Origin of the sequence: Myxococcus xanthus (assembly GCF_006402735.1) — a bacterium.
Taxonomy (GTDB): Bacteria; Myxococcota; Myxococcia; order Myxococcales; family Myxococcaceae; genus Myxococcus; species Myxococcus xanthus_A.
In genome coordinates this window covers 5,040,578-5,055,794 of sequence record NZ_CP017174.1, presented here as the reverse complement: position 1 = coordinate 5,055,794, position 15,217 = coordinate 5,040,578, and the positions used below count along the sequence as shown (strand labels likewise).

At 67.8% G+C, this 15,217-nt stretch carries 16 protein-coding genes and 2 pseudogenes; 7 read left to right on the top strand and 11 right to left on the bottom strand.

Features of this window, described 5'->3' with window-relative positions; all coding sequences use genetic code 11:
• Positions 1 to 15 precede the first annotated feature (15 nt).
• Genes tnpA (BHS09_RS20755) through tnpC form a run of 3 tightly spaced genes read left to right on the top strand, consistent with a single transcriptional unit; the run spans position 16 to position 2,267 of the window.
• Positions 16 to 330 (top strand): IS66 family insertion sequence element accessory protein TnpA, encoded by a 315-nt coding sequence (gene tnpA, locus BHS09_RS20755; protein ID WP_140787622.1) that lies wholly within the window; start codon positions 16 to 18, stop codon positions 328 to 330.
• Between the two features lie 4 nt (positions 331 to 334).
• Positions 335 to 700 carry an IS66 family insertion sequence element accessory protein TnpB gene (tnpB, locus tag BHS09_RS20750; RefSeq protein ID WP_140797277.1) on the top strand — a complete coding sequence of 122 codons (366 nt, stop codon included), beginning with the start codon at positions 335 to 337 and terminating at the stop codon, positions 698 to 700.
• A 46-nt stretch (positions 701 to 746) separates the two neighbouring features.
• Positions 747 to 2,267, top strand: coding sequence for an IS66 family transposase (gene tnpC / locus BHS09_RS20745; RefSeq protein WP_140798690.1), 1,521 nt, complete (start codon positions 747 to 749; stop codon positions 2,265 to 2,267).
• A gap of 115 nt (positions 2,268 to 2,382) precedes the next feature.
• On the opposite strand, the pseudogene BHS09_RS20740 reads toward tnpC, so the two are convergent.
• Together BHS09_RS20740 and tnpA (BHS09_RS38885) are read right to left on the bottom strand one after the other, a co-directional pair.
• A pseudogene (locus BHS09_RS20740) lies at positions 2,383 to 2,571 on the bottom strand (transposase domain-containing protein); the annotation flags it as partial.
• 320 nt (positions 2,572 to 2,891) lie between these two features.
• Positions 2,892 to 3,038, bottom strand: a complete 147-nt coding sequence (gene tnpA, locus BHS09_RS38885) for an IS66 family insertion sequence element accessory protein TnpA (protein WP_174260567.1) — start codon at positions 3,036 to 3,038, stop codon at positions 2,892 to 2,894.
• 53 nt (positions 3,039 to 3,091) lie between these two features.
• Between tnpA (BHS09_RS38885) and BHS09_RS20735 the strand changes: the two genes are divergently transcribed.
• Positions 3,092 to 3,208, top strand: a complete 117-nt coding sequence (locus BHS09_RS20735; protein WP_201800535.1) for a PQQ-dependent sugar dehydrogenase — start codon at positions 3,092 to 3,094, stop codon at positions 3,206 to 3,208.
• Between the two features lie 77 nt (positions 3,209 to 3,285).
• On the opposite strand, the gene BHS09_RS20730 is transcribed toward BHS09_RS20735, so the two are convergent.
• Entirely contained in the window at positions 3,286 to 4,575 is a 1,290-nt protein-coding gene (locus tag BHS09_RS20730; RefSeq protein WP_020478328.1) for a mechanosensitive ion channel family protein, read from the bottom strand.
• 48 nt (positions 4,576 to 4,623) lie between these two features.
• Complete coding sequence (locus tag BHS09_RS20725) at positions 4,624 to 4,881, bottom strand: dihydroneopterin aldolase (protein ID WP_011554118.1); 258 nt, start codon at positions 4,879 to 4,881, stop codon at positions 4,624 to 4,626.
• A gap of 386 nt (positions 4,882 to 5,267) precedes the next feature.
• On the opposite strand from BHS09_RS20725, the pseudogene BHS09_RS39465 reads away from it, so the two are divergent.
• A pseudogene (locus tag BHS09_RS39465) lies at positions 5,268 to 6,032 on the top strand (hypothetical protein); the annotation flags it as partial.
• Between the two features lie 520 nt (positions 6,033 to 6,552).
• Positions 6,553 to 7,359, top strand: coding sequence for an SDR family NAD(P)-dependent oxidoreductase (locus BHS09_RS20705; protein WP_090490566.1), 807 nt, complete (start codon positions 6,553 to 6,555; stop codon positions 7,357 to 7,359).
• Here BHS09_RS20705 and BHS09_RS20700 read toward each other — a convergent pair.
• Together BHS09_RS20700 and BHS09_RS39460 are read right to left on the bottom strand one after the other, a co-directional pair.
• Complete coding sequence (locus BHS09_RS20700) at positions 7,326 to 7,973, bottom strand: RsmE family RNA methyltransferase (RefSeq protein WP_257792111.1); 648 nt, start codon at positions 7,971 to 7,973, stop codon at positions 7,326 to 7,328. The genes BHS09_RS20705 and BHS09_RS20700 overlap by 34 nt on opposite strands.
• Positions 7,974 to 7,990: 17 nt before the next feature.
• Complete coding sequence (locus BHS09_RS39460) at positions 7,991 to 8,716, bottom strand: hypothetical protein (protein WP_237079726.1); 726 nt, start codon at positions 8,714 to 8,716, stop codon at positions 7,991 to 7,993.
• Between the two features lie 24 nt (positions 8,717 to 8,740).
• On the opposite strand from BHS09_RS39460, the gene BHS09_RS38620 reads away from it, so the two are divergent.
• A complete protein-coding gene (locus BHS09_RS38620) occupies positions 8,741 to 8,914 on the top strand; it encodes a hypothetical protein (RefSeq protein ID WP_161605164.1) in 174 nt (57 codons plus the stop codon).
• 109 nt (positions 8,915 to 9,023) lie between these two features.
• Here BHS09_RS38620 and BHS09_RS20695 read toward each other — a convergent pair whose 3' ends face one another.
• From BHS09_RS20695 to BHS09_RS39455, 5 genes are all read right to left on the bottom strand, one after another.
• Positions 9,024 to 9,560: an AAA family ATPase gene (locus BHS09_RS20695; protein WP_090490565.1), complete on the bottom strand. Its 537-nt coding sequence runs from the start codon at positions 9,558 to 9,560 to the stop codon at positions 9,024 to 9,026.
• Between the two features lie 191 nt (positions 9,561 to 9,751).
• Positions 9,752 to 10,690 carry a pirin family protein gene (locus tag BHS09_RS20690; RefSeq protein WP_140798687.1) on the bottom strand — a complete coding sequence of 313 codons (939 nt, stop codon included), beginning with the start codon at positions 10,688 to 10,690 and terminating at the stop codon, positions 9,752 to 9,754.
• Between the two features lie 60 nt (positions 10,691 to 10,750).
• On the bottom strand, positions 10,751 to 11,686 hold the full coding sequence (locus tag BHS09_RS20685; protein WP_140798685.1) for a LysR family transcriptional regulator: 936 nt from the start codon (positions 11,684 to 11,686) through the stop codon (positions 10,751 to 10,753).
• A gap of 1,809 nt (positions 11,687 to 13,495) precedes the next feature.
• The gene (locus tag BHS09_RS20670; protein ID WP_140798682.1) at positions 13,496 to 14,104 is read right to left on the bottom strand and encodes a hypothetical protein; all 609 of its coding nucleotides are present in this window, start codon (positions 14,102 to 14,104) and stop codon (positions 13,496 to 13,498) included.
• A gap of 20 nt (positions 14,105 to 14,124) precedes the next feature.
• Entirely contained in the window at positions 14,125 to 15,108 is a 984-nt protein-coding gene (locus tag BHS09_RS39455; protein ID WP_237079722.1) for a glutathione S-transferase family protein, read from the bottom strand.
• Positions 15,109 to 15,217 lie beyond the last annotated feature (109 nt).

The following is a 15,217-nucleotide window of genomic DNA, read 5'->3' as shown; positions in this document are numbered from 1 at the left end:
AGGACCCTGGTGGGAATGTCAAAGCCGGTGGAGAAGCAGGAGTGGTTCCGGGTCGCCGAAGCCTTCGAGGCGAGCGGACTGACGCAAAAAGCGTTCTCCTCGCAGCGAGGCGTGCGGCTCAGCACGTTGCAGTCGTGGGTGTACCGGCGCCGACGCCAGCACGGCAGTCAGGCAGAGGTAGTGCGCCTGCTGCCGGTGGAGGTCGCGACGAGGCCCACGGCGACGGAGTCGATGCTGGAGGTGGTAACGGCGAGCGGAGCGCGGGTGCGCTTCGAGGAGGGCACCGACGTCGACTACGTGGCCCGGCTCGTCGCCGCGCTGGGGCGGTGAGGCAGTGTTTGCCCTTCCAGCCTCGGTGCGCGTGGTGCTGGCGACAGAGCCGGTGGACATGCGTAAGTCGATTGACGGCCTGATGGCACTGGTGCGCAGCGCATGGGGCGAGGACGTCTACTCGGGGCACCTCTTCGCCTTCGTCTCGCGCATGGGCGACAGAGTCAAGGTGCTGACGTGGAGTCGAGGCGGCTTCGTGCTGCTGTACAAGCGGCTGGAGACGGGCCGCTTCCGCCTACCACCGGTGGACGCGGGCGCGCAGGTGGTGCACCTGGACGCCACGCAGTTGGCGATGCTGCTGGACGGCATTGACGTGGCGCAGGTGAGGCGCCAGCCTGCCTGGACGCCTCCCGGGCGCACGGGCACCTGACGCGCCGGGCCCGGGACGCAGCGTGGCGGAGGCATGTTGAAGCTGGGTGCCTCGAGAGCTCCCTCAAGACCACTTCTGCCCCTGGCGCGAGGAGGCGGAGGAACTCAAGGCCGAGGTGAGCCGTATCGGCGGGGAGGTGGACGCACTCAAGGGGCAGTTGGCGGCCCTGCAGCGTCACGTCTTCGGCCGCAGGGCGGAGAAGTTGCCGACAGTGGCTGCCGAGCTGCGAGGGGACGCGGACTCGACGGCGGCCCGGGCCGAGGCCGCGAAGCAGAAGCGCCGGGAGAGAGCCTCCCGGAAGGCGGAGGAGGCACCCGCACGGGAGATTCGCCACGCGGTGCCAACCGAGGCGCGCCACTGCCCTGCGTGTGGCGGCGAGGACATGAAGCCACTGGGCAAGGGCCGCGCTTCGGTGCTGTACGAGTACGTGCCGGCGCGCTTCGAGAAGCAAGTGCACGTGCAGGAAGTGCTGGCGTGCGCGTGCGGCCGGGGCGTCGTCACCGCCCCGCCTCCGGCCAGAGTAGTGGACAGGGGCGAGTACGGCCCGGGCTTCATCGCGCATGTGGTGACGTCGAAGTGTGCCGACGCCATGCCGCTGCACCGGCTGGCCCAACGTGTTGAGCGCAGTGGCGTCCCCATGAGTCGCAGCACGCTGACGGACCTCTTCCACCAAGCCGCCTCGGTGCTGCTGCCGCTGTCGCAGCACCTGCTGCAATGCATTGCAGCCGCGGACGTGGTGTGGGCGGACGAGACGCCTCTGCGCGTGCTGGACGTGAAGAAGACGCGGCTGGGTTACCTCTGGACTTTCCTCACCCAGAACGAAGCCGGTGAGTGGCTCATTGGTTACCGCTTCAGCATGGGCCGGGCGAGCAGGACGCCCAAGGAAGTCCTGGGAGGTACCTCGAGTGCGCTCGTGGTGGACGCATACACCGGCTACAACGCGGTGACGCTGCCCCAGGGCCGGGTGCGCGTCGGCTGCTGGGCGCATTGCCGCCGCCGATTCTTCGACGCGCTGGCCACCGCGCCCGAAGCGCGCCATGCCATGGACCTCATCCTCGAACTCTACCGAGTGGAGGCCCAGGCGAGAGGCGCGGACGTGGTGCGCACCGCCGCCCACCGCGCTCTGCGCCAATTGCACAGCGCCCCCGTCCTCGCGCGACTGCACGTCTGGCTTGAAGAACAGACGCCGCGGCACCCACCCAAGAGTCCGCTGGGCCAGGCTATTTCCTACGCCCTCAAGCAGTGGGCGGCCCTCACGCGCTTCGTCGAGAATGAGCGCCTACCCCTGGACAACAACCGCGCGGAGGCGGCGCTGAGAAAGGCCGCCCTGGGGAGGAAGAATTTTCTCTTCGTCGGCCACGAGGCCGCGGGGGAGAACCTGGCCGGTCTCTACGCGCTGGTGGCCACCTGTGAGGCCAACCAAGTCAATCCCGAGGCATACCTCGCGGACGTCCTGCTGCGCGTTCAGACGCACCCCAACTCCCGCATCGACGAACTGCTGCCCCACGAGTGGAAGCGACGGCGTATCGCCGACCCGCCCAACTCACCTCTCCAGCTCTGCATCTGAACAGCTCGCTCGTCGCGGCGCCCGCCGAACACGCTACTCGTCCGCCTGCAACCTCTCGCGCCACATCACTGGCCGGACGGTTACGTCGGTCGGTTACGAGGCTGCAGCTCACACTGATGCGCGAGTTGGGGTGCGACTGCACACGCAGCAGGACGTCCGCGAGGTACGCCTCGGGATTGACTTGGTTGGCCTCGCAGGTGGCAACCAGGGCGTAGCGGCCCGCGAGGTTTTCGCCCGCGGCCTCGTGGCCGACGAAGAGGAAATTCTTCCGGCCCAGGGCCGCCTTCCTCAGCGCCGCCTCCGAGCACGGCATCAGCAGCGCCGCAGGACTCTCGTAACGCGTGGTCCGAAGAACGGGGGCAGATCACCTTCCACGAGTGGAAGCGGCGACGCGCCGCCGACCCGCCCGACTCACGCCTCCAGCCCAGTCTCTGAATCCTCACGGCGTACGCCGACCACGGTCCTCGTCCGTCTGCAACCGCTCACGCCACGTCACTGGCCGGACGGTTACGAGAACCGCAGGCGCGCTCCGCTGGCCAGCACCACCTCGAGCAGCTTCGTACTCAGCTGCGGCGCGACAGCTACCTCCACCGGCAGCAGGCGCACCTGCTCCGGCTTCTCGGACTACTGACGTCGACGCCGGCACACCCACGACTGCAACGTGCTGAGCCGCAGCCCTCTTTGCCGCGAGAACGCCTTCTGCGTCAGCCCGCTCGCCTCGAAGGCTTCGGCGACCCGGAACCACTCCTGCTTCTCCACCGGCTTCGACATGCACGCCAGGGTCCTCGGCGCCGACTCCTCACTCAACGTCTCTCAGCACGTCGTTGGCCGGACGGATACAGCGCATCCGCGAGGTCGGACAGGGCCCGGATGGCGCCATCTGGCTGCTCCAGGACGGCAAGGCCGGCCGCCTGCTCAAGCTCACGCCCAAGGGCCAGTAAGCGCCTTCGCACACGTAAAAGGCCGGGCATTGCCCGGCCTTTTGCGTGGATGACACCGGGTCGGCAGGCCCAGCCTCTCAGCCGCGCACCACCGGCGTGGCACAGTCCTGGGCGCGCTGCAAGCCCATGAACATCGCATCGGAGGACTGCTGGAACACGCGCAGACCGAACTCGGGCAGGATCGCCAGCAGGTGGTCGAAGATGTCCGACTGGGTCGCCTCGTACTCGGCCCAGGCCGTGGAGGCGGTGAAACAGTAGATCTCCAGGGGCAGGCCGTGCTCGGTCGGTGCCATCTGACGCACCAGTAGGGTCATGTTCTGGTTGATGCGCGGGTGGGTGCGCAGGTAGCGCTCCACATAGGCGCGGAACGTGCCCAGGTTGGTCAGCCGGCGGGCATTGACGGGCTCGGGATGCACGGCGGCCACTTGGGCATTCCACTGCCCCAGCTCCTCGCGCTTGCTGGCCAGGTAATCATCGAGCAATGCGAACTGGTAGATGCGTGGCTGCAACGCATCATCCAGGAAGCGCACGCTGTGCTGATCCAGGTAGATCGAGCGCTTGATCCGGCGGCCACCGCTCTGCCGCATGCCGCGCCAGTTCTTGAACGAGTCGCTGATCAACTTCTTGGTCGGGATGGTGGTGATGGTCTTGTCCCAGTTCTGCACCGTCACCGTGTGCAGGGCAATATCGATCACATCACCGTCGGCGTTCTGGCTGGGCATCTCGATCCAGTCACCGATGCGCACGCGACCATCGCCGCTGATCTGCACGCTGGCCACCAGCGACAGGAGCGTGTCCTGGAAGATCAGCATCAGCACCGCCGTGGCCGCGCCCAGACCGGTGAGCACATGCAGCAGCTTCACGCCGGCCAGGGTGGCCACGATGGACAGGCCGGCCAGTACGAAGACGATGATCTTGGCCACCTGCAGGTAGCCCTTGATCGGCTTGTTCCGCGCATCCGGGCGGCGTTCGTAGAACGCGTTGGAAGCGTCGAAGGCATGGCTGGCGGCCAGCGCGAGCGTGGCCACTGTCCACACGTGGCAGGCGCCCTGGAGCAGGACCACCAGCGCTGCCGGCAGACCCGGCACCAGCGACAGCCCGGAGGCGATCACCACCGACGGCACCACGTTGGACAGGCGCTCCACCGCGCGCAAGGCCAGCCGGGTGTCGTGCTCGGGGCCGGACAGCCGCTCGATCACATGGTGCAGGCCGCGCAGCAGGATCTTCTTGGTGACGAAGTTGGCCAGCCAGGCCACCCCCAGCAGCGCCGCCAGCACAGTGACCGGCCAGGCCATCGGCCAGGGCTCCAGCTGGCGTTGAAGCGCGCTCAGCCACGGCAGGATCGTCACGGGTTGTTGCACATTCATGAGCAGGTAATACCTCCTTGGCTTGGGTGCGGTCAGCCGTCTTGACGGCTACGTTCGATGAGCACCCCCACCGCGCGCGCCACGTACCGCGCCGGGCTTGGACAGCTTCAGGCGCAGCCACTGCACGCCGAACTCCTCCAGCACGATGGCCGCGCAACGCTCGGCCAGGGTCTCCACCAGACCGAAGTCAGACTGGCCGACGAACTCGATCAGTCGCTTGGAGACGGCCTTGTAGTTGAGGGTGTGCGCGATGTCGTCGGTGGCGGCGGGCTTGCGGTTGTCAACGCCCATTTCCAGATCGAACACCAGGGTCTGGCGGATGCAGGAGGACGTCGACGTGTTCGGCTGCGTGAGGTGTGGAGGCCGGCGGCGGGTCTTGGCGTACGTGAAGTGGGCCCCCGGGGTGCGGGCGATTCTGGAGCACCTGGGCTTGCCCACGGCCTGTGCGAGGTTGGCCCCGGCACGAGGGCCACCCCAGGCCGCGTGGTGTTGAGGCGCAAGACAGCCACCGGGCCGGCGGCCCCTGCCACGCACCTGATGGGAGCGCGGTCTGGACAGGCATGTACCCCAAGGGGGGGGCAAGCGTTCTGTCCACCAGCCGGGAGCATCGCTCGGGAGGCCCCGTCAGCGGCCCTCCTCGGCCCCTCCGCTCCAGCCCTCACCCTCAACAGGGCCTCTATCCCGCCTATACGTCCATCAGCCCGGCCGCCGCGGAGGCGCGACAGCTGCTCAAGGACGGGCGGGTGACGATGGAACGGCGCCGGTACGAGGTCGACCTGCAGCAGCAGCGCGCGAAGGTGGACGAGGCCCGGAAGAACGCGGTGGCGCTGGTCACCCAGGTCCAGAAGGAGACGCCGTCGGAGGCGCAGCTCCAGGCCGCGGAGAACGCGGTCAAGCAGATTGGCGTGGTGCTGGAGGCCGGTGCCGCCTTCGTCAAGAAGGACCGTGACTACGCTCTGTACGCCAAGGAGTGCAAGGCAGCGGCATCCGCCGCGTCCTCCTCGGACCTGCGCAAGCGCAGGGCCTTGTACGCGAGCGCCGCGGAGAAGCTCAAGGCATGCCAGGACGAGGGCGCCCGGATGGTGAAGGAGAACGCCAGCCTCGCGGCGGTCGACGTGCTCGTGGACGGGAGCCCCACCCGGCCCCAGGACGTGATGCCCCAGTGCGCCCAGAAGGCCGAGGCCCTGCAGGCGCCCCTGAAGCGGGTCGACGTGGAGCTCCGGTTCCAGGAGGGCCAGCGGAAGGCCTACGACGCGGCGAAGGCCCACCTCTCCAAGGGGCGCAAGAGCGAGGCGCTCGCGCAGCTCAACGACTGCATCGCGGAGGGGCGCATCCTCGAGAATCGGTACCCCGACTTCAAGGAGCAGAAGTTCGACATCGGCGGCGCCAGCATGAGCATGCTGGCGCTGGTCCTGGTCTGCGCGAAGGAGCGCAAGGCGCTGCAGCCTTCCCCTTGAGTACTTCCCCTGTGGCGGGAGATGTCCCCGCCACGCATAAGAGGGATGGGGGCCCTGTTGGTGGGGGAGGGTGCAGAGGGGCCGAGGAGGGCCGCTGACGGGGCCGCCCGAGTGATGCTCCCGTGTGGTGGAAGGCGGCTTGAGCCCCCTTGGGGTACAGGCCTGCCCAGAGCGCGCTCCCATCAGGTGCGTAGCAGGGGCCAGGACCTCTTGGCGCCTCTTGAGCCTCAACACCACGCGGCCTGGGGTGGCCCTCGTGCCGGGGCCAACCTCGCACATGCCGTGGGCAAGCCCAGCCGCAGGGGGGGCCGCTGGGAGGTTATTCAGACTCCCTGGCGGGAAGCGGGGTAACAAGAGCGGCCCTCTTCGTGGAAAAGTTTCGTGCGTGGCCGTGAGCGGTGTTCCCTGACGATGGCGATGCGGGTGTCTGCCACGGCAGCCGAGGACGATTTCCCTGAAATGGACGAAGAGTTCCTGGCTGCCATCATCCCGTGTGACTCACCAGCAGCCAGGAGGCAGCGTGAATCTCATATCAAACAGTGCCATCGTGACGGGAGCTGCACAGGGCATCGGGCGGGGAATCGCCGAGCGACTGATGCGGGATGGGGCCAACGTGCTTGTCTTTGGCCGGACTCAGGCGAAGGTGGAGGAGACCGCCAGGGACCTCAACCGCATGTTCGACGGGAATGCGCGCGCCGTGCCTTTCACGGGTGACGTCCGCCGGCCGGAGGATGTCGCCCGGAGTCTCGAGGTCGCCACGCGCGAGCTGGGCCTGCCAGGAATTCTGGTGAACAACGCGGGGACCGCCACGCTGGCGCCGCTGCTCGACCTGCCGGACGAGGACTTCGACCAGGTGATGGCCATCAACCTGAAGGGGCCCTTCCTGTTCATGAAGGCCTTCGCGCGGGCGCTCGTGCAGGCCAAGAAGCCCGGCGTGGTGGTCAACATCTCCTCCCTGAACCAGCTCGCGGTGACGGATGGGTTGTCGCACTACTGCGCGTCGAAGGCGGGACTGGCGAACCTCTCGAAGGTCGCCGCGTCGGAGCTCGGGCGGCATGGAATCCGGGTGAATGTGGTGGCCCCTGGAGCCATCCAGACACCGCTGGCGGAGAGTGTCGGACTCATCGAGGTCATGGGTCATGAGTTCCTGGCTCGCACGCCGCTGGGCAAGCCGTGTGGAATGCCGTCGGATGTCGCGGGCGTGGTCTCCTTCCTGTGCGGCGAGGACGCGGCGTGGATCACCGGGGAGACCATCTCCGTCGATGGTGGAAACCACATCCGTGGCCTGCACAGCTACTGGGACATGCTGAGCCGCGCCGCGAAGTAGCGGCGCGGCTCTGATTCACGGCCCGGATGAATTCGTCGTGGGCCGTGGGTGCGGCCCCAGGCGGTACTCAAGCTGTTCGGCTCTCTCCGGAACGCGACCACATCAGCCGAGGCGTGAATCAGGAGCGCGAGCTGTCCCAGCAACAGGGGCACGGCGACTTCGACTCGCAGGATCCGGGGGCCGAGGCTGAAGGGAGTGAAGCCTCGGGCCTGGATGAGTTCAACTTCAAAGGGAACCCAGCCGCCCTCCGGCCCGATGGCCAAGACCGCGTTTTCCGCTGGGAGGGGAGCGAGTGCTTCCACCGGCGTGCTGGCCGGAGGGTGGGGGATGAGGCGCACCGGGCTGTCCGAACAGAGCGCATCGAGCTCGTCTTCGACGAATGGTCGGAAGCGCGAGCGCACCAGGATCTCCGGCAGTACCGTGTCGCGCGCCTGCTTGAGCCCGAGGACCAGGAGCTCATGCACGAATTCGTCGGCCATGACCTTGGAATCGAAGTAGCTCTTCTCCACCCGTGCGGCGTTGACGAGGATCACGCGATCCACGCCAAGGCTGGCGACCGGTGGCGAGACGTGCGCGTGCCCAGGCCGGCGTGGGCGAGGCGGCGCTCGGTCCACGCCGGTGGGCTCCTTGGTCAGCGGTCGTCGCTGTCGCGGCCTGCGGAGGCCGGCACTGCCGGGGAGACTTCGACCCTGTTGCCGGAGAGCACCCACCCACGCTGGCTCGGAGCGAAGCGCGGCGCGAGGTATCCGTCGTTGATCTCCCGGGTCACCGCGAAGCGGTTGTAGGTCGTGGCCGGAAGGTAGAGGCACGAGCTGTCACTGTCCGTGCACTCGTCGCTCGGCGTCGCAGGGAAGCACTTTGCGCTGCAGGTGTCGATGTCGCCCTCGGCCGCCTGGATGATGCCGTCACCATTCGTGTCCGCGACGGTGATCGCCGCCTTGTAGGCCGCCACGAGCCGCTGCTCGAGGTTGGTCACACCCGGTTGGAAGGAGTCGAGTCGCTGGAACACGTTCAGGAACACCTCCCGCGCGACGCCGCTCGGAATGAAGCGCTGGCGGAACTTGCGCTGAGAGTCTTCCTCTGTGTCGAAGCGATCCGGATCGCGCGGGAGGGACGGGTTGTCGCCGAACTCGATGGTCCGCTGCGGGTCCTTGTTGAGGCCGATCCGATTGCCCGGAACGATCGATGCCTTCCGGCCGATCTTGCCTTCCTGATACGTGTTCGCCGGGTCCGTCGCCGATTGGTCGGGGAAGCCGCCGGTGAAGGGCAGCTCGTAGAGGGGGTGGATCCAGTTGGTCGTGTAGTTGAATTCCCAGTACTGAGTACCTGGGGCAACACCTACACGCACCTCGTGCAAGACAATGCCTGGGATGAATACAGCATGCCCTTCCACAACCAGCCGGACGTCTCCGGTGCGCCGTTGGGGGCATCGGATGCGACAGAACGACGCATCTCCCTGCGCATCTCCAGCAGTGGGTACATCAGCTATTACCATTCACGCGAGGCCGAGGACGCCTCCAAGCGCCCGCAGCTCGAAGTGACGTACACGCCGTGATTCACGGGCGGGCTCCAGACGCGAGAAGGGTTCGCGTCTGGAGCCTTGCCTGAGCGGGGCAAGGGGACGGGGGGCCGAGCCTGCGGGCCGTTCGTCAAACGCCTCCCGGTCAGCGGATTGCCCGTGCAAGGACCTGTTTCACCCGCGCGTCCGCCGTGCCGTGGACGGTGAGCACCTCCACGCCCAGCTCGTACGGGTCGTCGAGCAGCACCCTGGACAGCGTCTCGTCTACCGCGGTCCTCATGTGGATGTCTTCACGGGCCCGGAGCCGGATGCGATCCGGTGCCTCGATGGGCACGAAGACGATGAGGTCGAGCGTCTGGATGGCGGAGCGGACCCGGGGATGCCATTCCTCCAGGTCGAACGCCTCCGCGTCCTCATGCGCCTGGAGATAACCCAGGAAGTCGACAGGGCAGCGGTCGAACAGGATGTCGCGTGAGTCTTTCTCGGCTTGAAGCAGCTCGGCCGAGAACCGGAGCTGTTCGATGAAGTCCTCCAGGGAGGGGGGAGACGCGAACTCGTAACCCTCTTCCTCGAGGAGGAGGTACGGCTCTTCCGCGAGCCGGTACCCCTCGAGCTCTTCTCCGAGCAAGTCAATCAGCGTCGACTTGCCCACCCGGTGTGAACCCGTCACGGCGATGCGCATGCCTGCTCATACCGCATCCCCGAGGATCGCGTCCCTCGGGGCGCGGGCATGCGCGAGGGCCACCCCAGGCCGCGTGGTGTTGAGGCGCAAGATAGCCACCAGGCCGGCGGCCCCTGCCGTTGACGCCCCCGGGACGGTGTGTCCCGGAGGCGCCAGAACTCCTTGCGCGCCGTCAGCCGCCGCGCGCCCCGTTACTCAGGAATCCCACCGAAGGCGCCCGACTCGAAGTCGTCGATGGCCTGGATGATCTCCCGGTGGTTGTTCATCACGAACGGCCCGGTATGGGCGATGGGCTCGTGGATGGGCTCGCCCGCGAGGACGATGAAGTGCGTGTCCTCGCCGGCCCGGAGGGAGAGGGTCTCCCCGTCGTTGGCGAACACCGCGAGCTCACCGCTCCGGATGCTCTCCGCGTCCACCGTCACGCGGCCGTTGGCGACGAGCACCAGGGCGTTGTGGTTCGAGGGCAGCGACAGGTTGAAGTCCTCGCCCGCGCGCACCTTCACGTCGAGCATGGAGATGGGCGTGAAGGTCCTGGCGGGACCCTTCGCGTCACCGTAGCTCCCGGCGATGATGCGCACCCGGCTGTGCTCCGTGGCCTCCCCGCCTCCTTGAACGGGGACCACCGGAATCTGCTCCTTCGTGATGGGCTGGTAGCCCGGAGCGGACATCTTGTGCTGGCGAGGCAGGTTCACCCAGAGCTGGAGCATGTGGAACGTGCCCCCGCGCCGGGAGAAGTCGTGCTCGTGGTACTCCTCGTGGAGGATGCCGGACGCCGCCGTCATCCACTGCACGTCCCCGGGACTGATGACTCCGGAGTGGCCCGCGTTGTCGCGGTGCGCGACGTGACCTTCGAATGCGAGCGTCACCGTCTCGAAGCCACGGTGCGGATGCCAGCCGACGCCCCGCTGGCCCTTCGCCAGCGCGGGGTAGTCATGGGGCGGATGGTAGTCGAGCAGCAGGAACGGACTGGTCCGCTCCTGGCGCAGGCCGCCGCTCGGCACGAGGGTGTGGACGCGGAAGCCGTCACCCACCCAGTGCAGCTCGCCGCCACCATGGACACTCTCCAGGGTGCGGGGGCGGGAAGTGGCTCGAGGAGAAGTGGGAACGCTGACTTGGGTCGTGGTGCTCATGCCTCCAAATCTAAGAGCCGAGCCCCGTCTGTAAATCGCTCCAGGTCGTGATGCTTTTCATCACGTCGTGTGATGGTCCGCGCCCCCGAGCGCGAGCTGGCACAGCGAGGTGAGCCGGTTCGAGGCCCACGTCGCCACCGGGCCCAGCGGCGTGCCCTTGCGGCGCACCAGGGCGAGCGGGCGCTGGGGTGGGGGCCCTCCCTCCCAGGCCGCCAGTCGCAGCGCCACCAGCCGTCCGGCGGCGAGGTCGTTGCGGACGAGGTGCTCGGGCTCGTGGCCCCAGCCGACGCCGCCGACGAGGAGCGAGTGCTTGGTCATCAGGTCTGCGACTCGCCAGAGTCGCGAGCCGATGACGCCCCGGTCCGCCGTGCCCGTCTTGCCCTCCGGCAGCCGCTCGCTCAGGACGATTTGGATGGCGGAGGCGAGGTGCGCCTCCGTGAGGACGCCCTTCACCGCCGCGAGCGGATGCGAGGGCGCGGCGACGGGAATCATCTTGAGGAGCGCGATGGGGCGCTGCTCCAGGCCGGTGAGGTCCAGGTCCGCGCCGGCGATGCCCAGCGTCGCGCGGCGCTCGCGCACGCGCTCAGTCACCGCGGACAGCAGCTCCACCTCCAGCGCCAGCTCCACACCCGGGTGCGTGCGCGCCAGCTCCCGCACGAAGTCCAGCAGTGCGGCGGTGGGGAACATGGCGTCCACCACCAGCGACAGCTTCGTCTCCTCGCCGCTCTTGAGCCGGCCCACCACCGCCTGGAACGAGGCGATGTCCTCGTGGAGTCGCTGCGCCGCCGCGACGACGGCTTCTCCCTTCGCCGTCAGACGCGGGACGCGCCCGCTCCGGTCGAAGAGCCGCAGGCCGAGCTGCTTCTCCAGCCGCTGCATGGCCTGACTGACGGCGGGCTGCCCCTGGCCGAGCTTCCGGGCCGCCGCGGAGAAGCTGCCCTCCTCGGCCACCGCGCGGAGCGTGCGGAGCTGGTCGATGGTGACGCTTTCGAGCACCGCGCGACTGCATCACATCGACGGCGATGATGCACGCGCGCGTCCTCGCGCTACTTCTTCGAGGACAGCCAGGAGGCGATGGGTGTGGCCATCGTCGCGGCGGCGGTGCTCTCCGGGAGGGCGCCCCGGAGCATCTCGCGGGAGATGGCCTCCGCCGCTCCAGGCGCCAAACTGCGGCCATTTCTGTTCCCCCAAACAGGTGAGGAGGAGGCGAGAGCGGGGAAGGAGGCCGCGGCCAGAACGGAGCGGATGAAGCAGAGGCCGCCGCGAGTGGACTGGGCCGAGTTGCTGAGGAGGACGTGCGACTTCGACGTGTTCGGCTGCGTGAGGTGTGGAGGCAGGCGCCGGGTGTTGGCGTACGTGAAGGGAGCACGAGGGGTGCGCGCGATTCTGAAGCACCTGGGCCTGGCCACTGCAGGTGCGAGGCCAGCCCCGGCGCGAGGGCCACCCCAGGCGGAGTGGTGTTGAGGCGCTCAAGACAACCCACAGGCCCAACTCAGGCTCTTGCCGCGCCCTGATGGGAGGGCGGCCTGGGCAGCAGTGTGCCCTATGGGGGTGCTCGGCCCCCTACACGGGGCTGCCCCGGGTAATCACTGGCGCGGCGACCTGATTACCGAGCAATTCGCAGGCCGTTCACCAGAGTCGCGCAGAGGCCAGGCGCATCCACCCAATCCGGCACGTCACTCAACGCGTGTGAGGAACGGGCGCTGTCACTCCTGGGGCAGAATTCCCCAGGCGTGGCGTTTTGGTGCTTTGCCGAATGGATGCCGCGAAGTCTCAGCGGGCCAGCGCAATCGAAAAGGCGTGCCTCGCGCCTCCCATTTGGGCGTCCACCGCCACCGTCGCTTCCCAGTGGGTGGCGCGCCATTGAAGAGCTTGAAAGACATCCCGCTGAAGATTCTCAAACCAGAGCTGCGGGTGTCCTCTTCAGCCGGGGTCGTGACTTTTCTGCTTTCTGGGTGTCTGCCTTTGGGTTCCCTGTCGACTCCCATGGGGTAGGGCTCACTCAGTTGTAATGTTTCTGGAATATTGTAGGTCTCCTGGCGCTCCCTCCCGGAAGGTGCTGGCCACTCTTGCCGCCCGGCCGGCCTGGGACGGCAGCGCTTACGCAGCGCGATGGCAAAGGGGGATGGATGAGACAGGAAGGACGGAAGTGGTTGGCGGTGGGTGGCCCTGGCCATCTGTGCCACGGTGGTGGGCTGCGGGGCTGACGGGCGTCTTCACCGTGACGGCGGGCCGTTTCCACACGGCGGCCATGAGTCCGGAGGGGGCCGGCTGGGTCTGGGGGCGCAACAGCCTCGGCCAGGTGGGGGACGGGACGACCGCTGACCGCCCCCGAACCGTCAACGTGATGGTTCAGGAAGAGACCTGAGCCGTCACATCGGGTCGCAGGCTCGTTCGACCGGATTGTATCGCATTCAGCGGCGGCAGCTTGTCCAACTCGCCGCTGACTCCATGTGAATGTTCGCCGGGCCGGAGCGGAGCATGTAGCCCGGGCCCGGCACTGTGGCCTCCCGCGCTCGACTCCAGTGGAGGTCCCTCGTGCTGGCCCTGGCGGGCACGGCCTGCGGGCCGCGCGGCTTCCTTGCGATGCCGGCCAGGGAGTCATCCTCCATCCCTGCGGCCTGTCGGCGACGGTCCGACAAGACAAAGTGCAGGTGATGTCAGCCGAGGAACGGAGGCGAACCACTCACCCATGCCGATGTTGCTACGGGCATGCTCCAGGAGAGTGGGGCGGCGTTGGGAGGGGGCTGGTCGGTCGCGTCGAGTCCGGTGAGGTTCTGCCATCTCCACGTTGATGGCGACGCATCAGCGGGAGAGGTGGTCGAGCGCCGCGTGCCAGCGCGTGACCTGCTCCGGAGACACTTCGAGGCGCGCGAGCCATGCTTGGAAATAGCGCTCCAACTCGGCGGACCGGGGATGGGTTCCCCGGTGATGGCGAATGAAGTCCTTGTAGTTCTGGACCTTGTCGGCGCGAAGCATGTCGTTGACCGCGGGCTCCATGCTGAGCGCGATGTCGCCGGGCCCCTTCAGGTCTGGTCGATGAGACAGTGCGGCATTGGCCGTCTCCTGGTAGTTCAGCGCGAGTGCGAGGACACGCGGGTTGTCACTCACACCCTCGACGGGTGGCGACATGAGGTCCGCTCCAGTGGCGAGCGCCTGGGCCCAGGCGGCGGCGCGCTTGTCAACGTCCTGCACCAGCGGGTGTAGACAGTACGCGCGTTGGGCCTGCTCACTCGCGCCCAGGGCCCGAAGGACCCACAGCCCTTCGTCGATGTGGTGCAGGTACGGAATGCCGGAGCGTCGAGCGCGGCGCTGTCCGTAGAACGCCTGAATCGCGCGGTACTCAAGGGCATTCGCGCCCATCCAGCGAGGATGGCAGTCGGCGGCGGAGGGCGCTACCTTCAACAGCGCCACTGGGCGGGAGTTTTCAGGTCTCAGTCCGCCGCGGCGAAGTGGGCCATCTGGTCCGCGTGCGCTTTCGTGAAGGCAGGGCGGGCGGTGGCGCGGCCAACGTAAGCGAGGCAGGCCGGGTGCGCCGCCAGTCCGTCGAACCGAACTACGAGCCGCAGCACGTCGGTCATCAGGATGTCGGCGACGGAGAAACTGCCCGCCAGCCAATCGCGCCCAGCGAGCACCGGCTCCAAGCGGTCGAGGCGGAGCTTCAGGAAGTCGTCGAACGGTTTCGACGCCGCCTTGTCCGCCATGCCGAACTGAAAGAACGACCACGGCAGGCTCGCCATCTCCACCGAGTTGAGGGCGGCGATCACCCATTCGATGGCTTCGGCCCGGCCGCGCGGATCGGCCGGCATCAGGGCGGGGCTGCGTTCGCCCAGATGCAGCAGGATGGCGCCGCTTTCGAAGAGGGAGAGGTCGCCGTCCGTCAGCCACGGGACCTGTGCGAAGGGCTGGTGCGTCAGGTGCTCGGCATTGCGGTTGCGGAAGGGCGTGCTCTCCACGCGGTAGGGCAGCCCGGCCTCCTCCAACGCCCATCGCACGCGAAGGTCGCGCACATAGCCTCGCGGCGTTTTGGGGACCCAGTCGTAGGTAGTGAGAACCAGCTCGGCCATGCGGTGCTCCCTGTGTAGAGCGATGTGCGAGGTTGGCCCCGTCACGAGGGCCACCCCAGGCTGGGTGTTGAGGCGCAAGACAGCCACCAGGCTGGCGGCCCCTGCCACGCACCTGCTGGGAGCGCAGCCTGGGCAGGCGTGTACCCCAAGGCTCGCGACCCAGACGACGAGCCGCAGGTCGTGCGCGGTGCCCTCCATCGCGGGGCTTTCAACAGGGTCGGTGAAGGCGGCGGCGATGAGCCCCATGCCGAGGATGGAGGCCCGCAGGCACTTGCCGAGCATCCCTTGCTGCTTCGCCTCCTCCAGGTCCGTGCGCACGAAGCCCATTAACGAAGCGAGCAGGGCGGCCACCGAGGCAATCCCCGCGCCAATCACCGAGTAGCGCTTGGCCGCAGTGCTGGCCTCCTTCTGGCTCGCGTCCTGGTCCGTGTCCAGCCGCAGCAGGTTCGTCCTGGTCTTC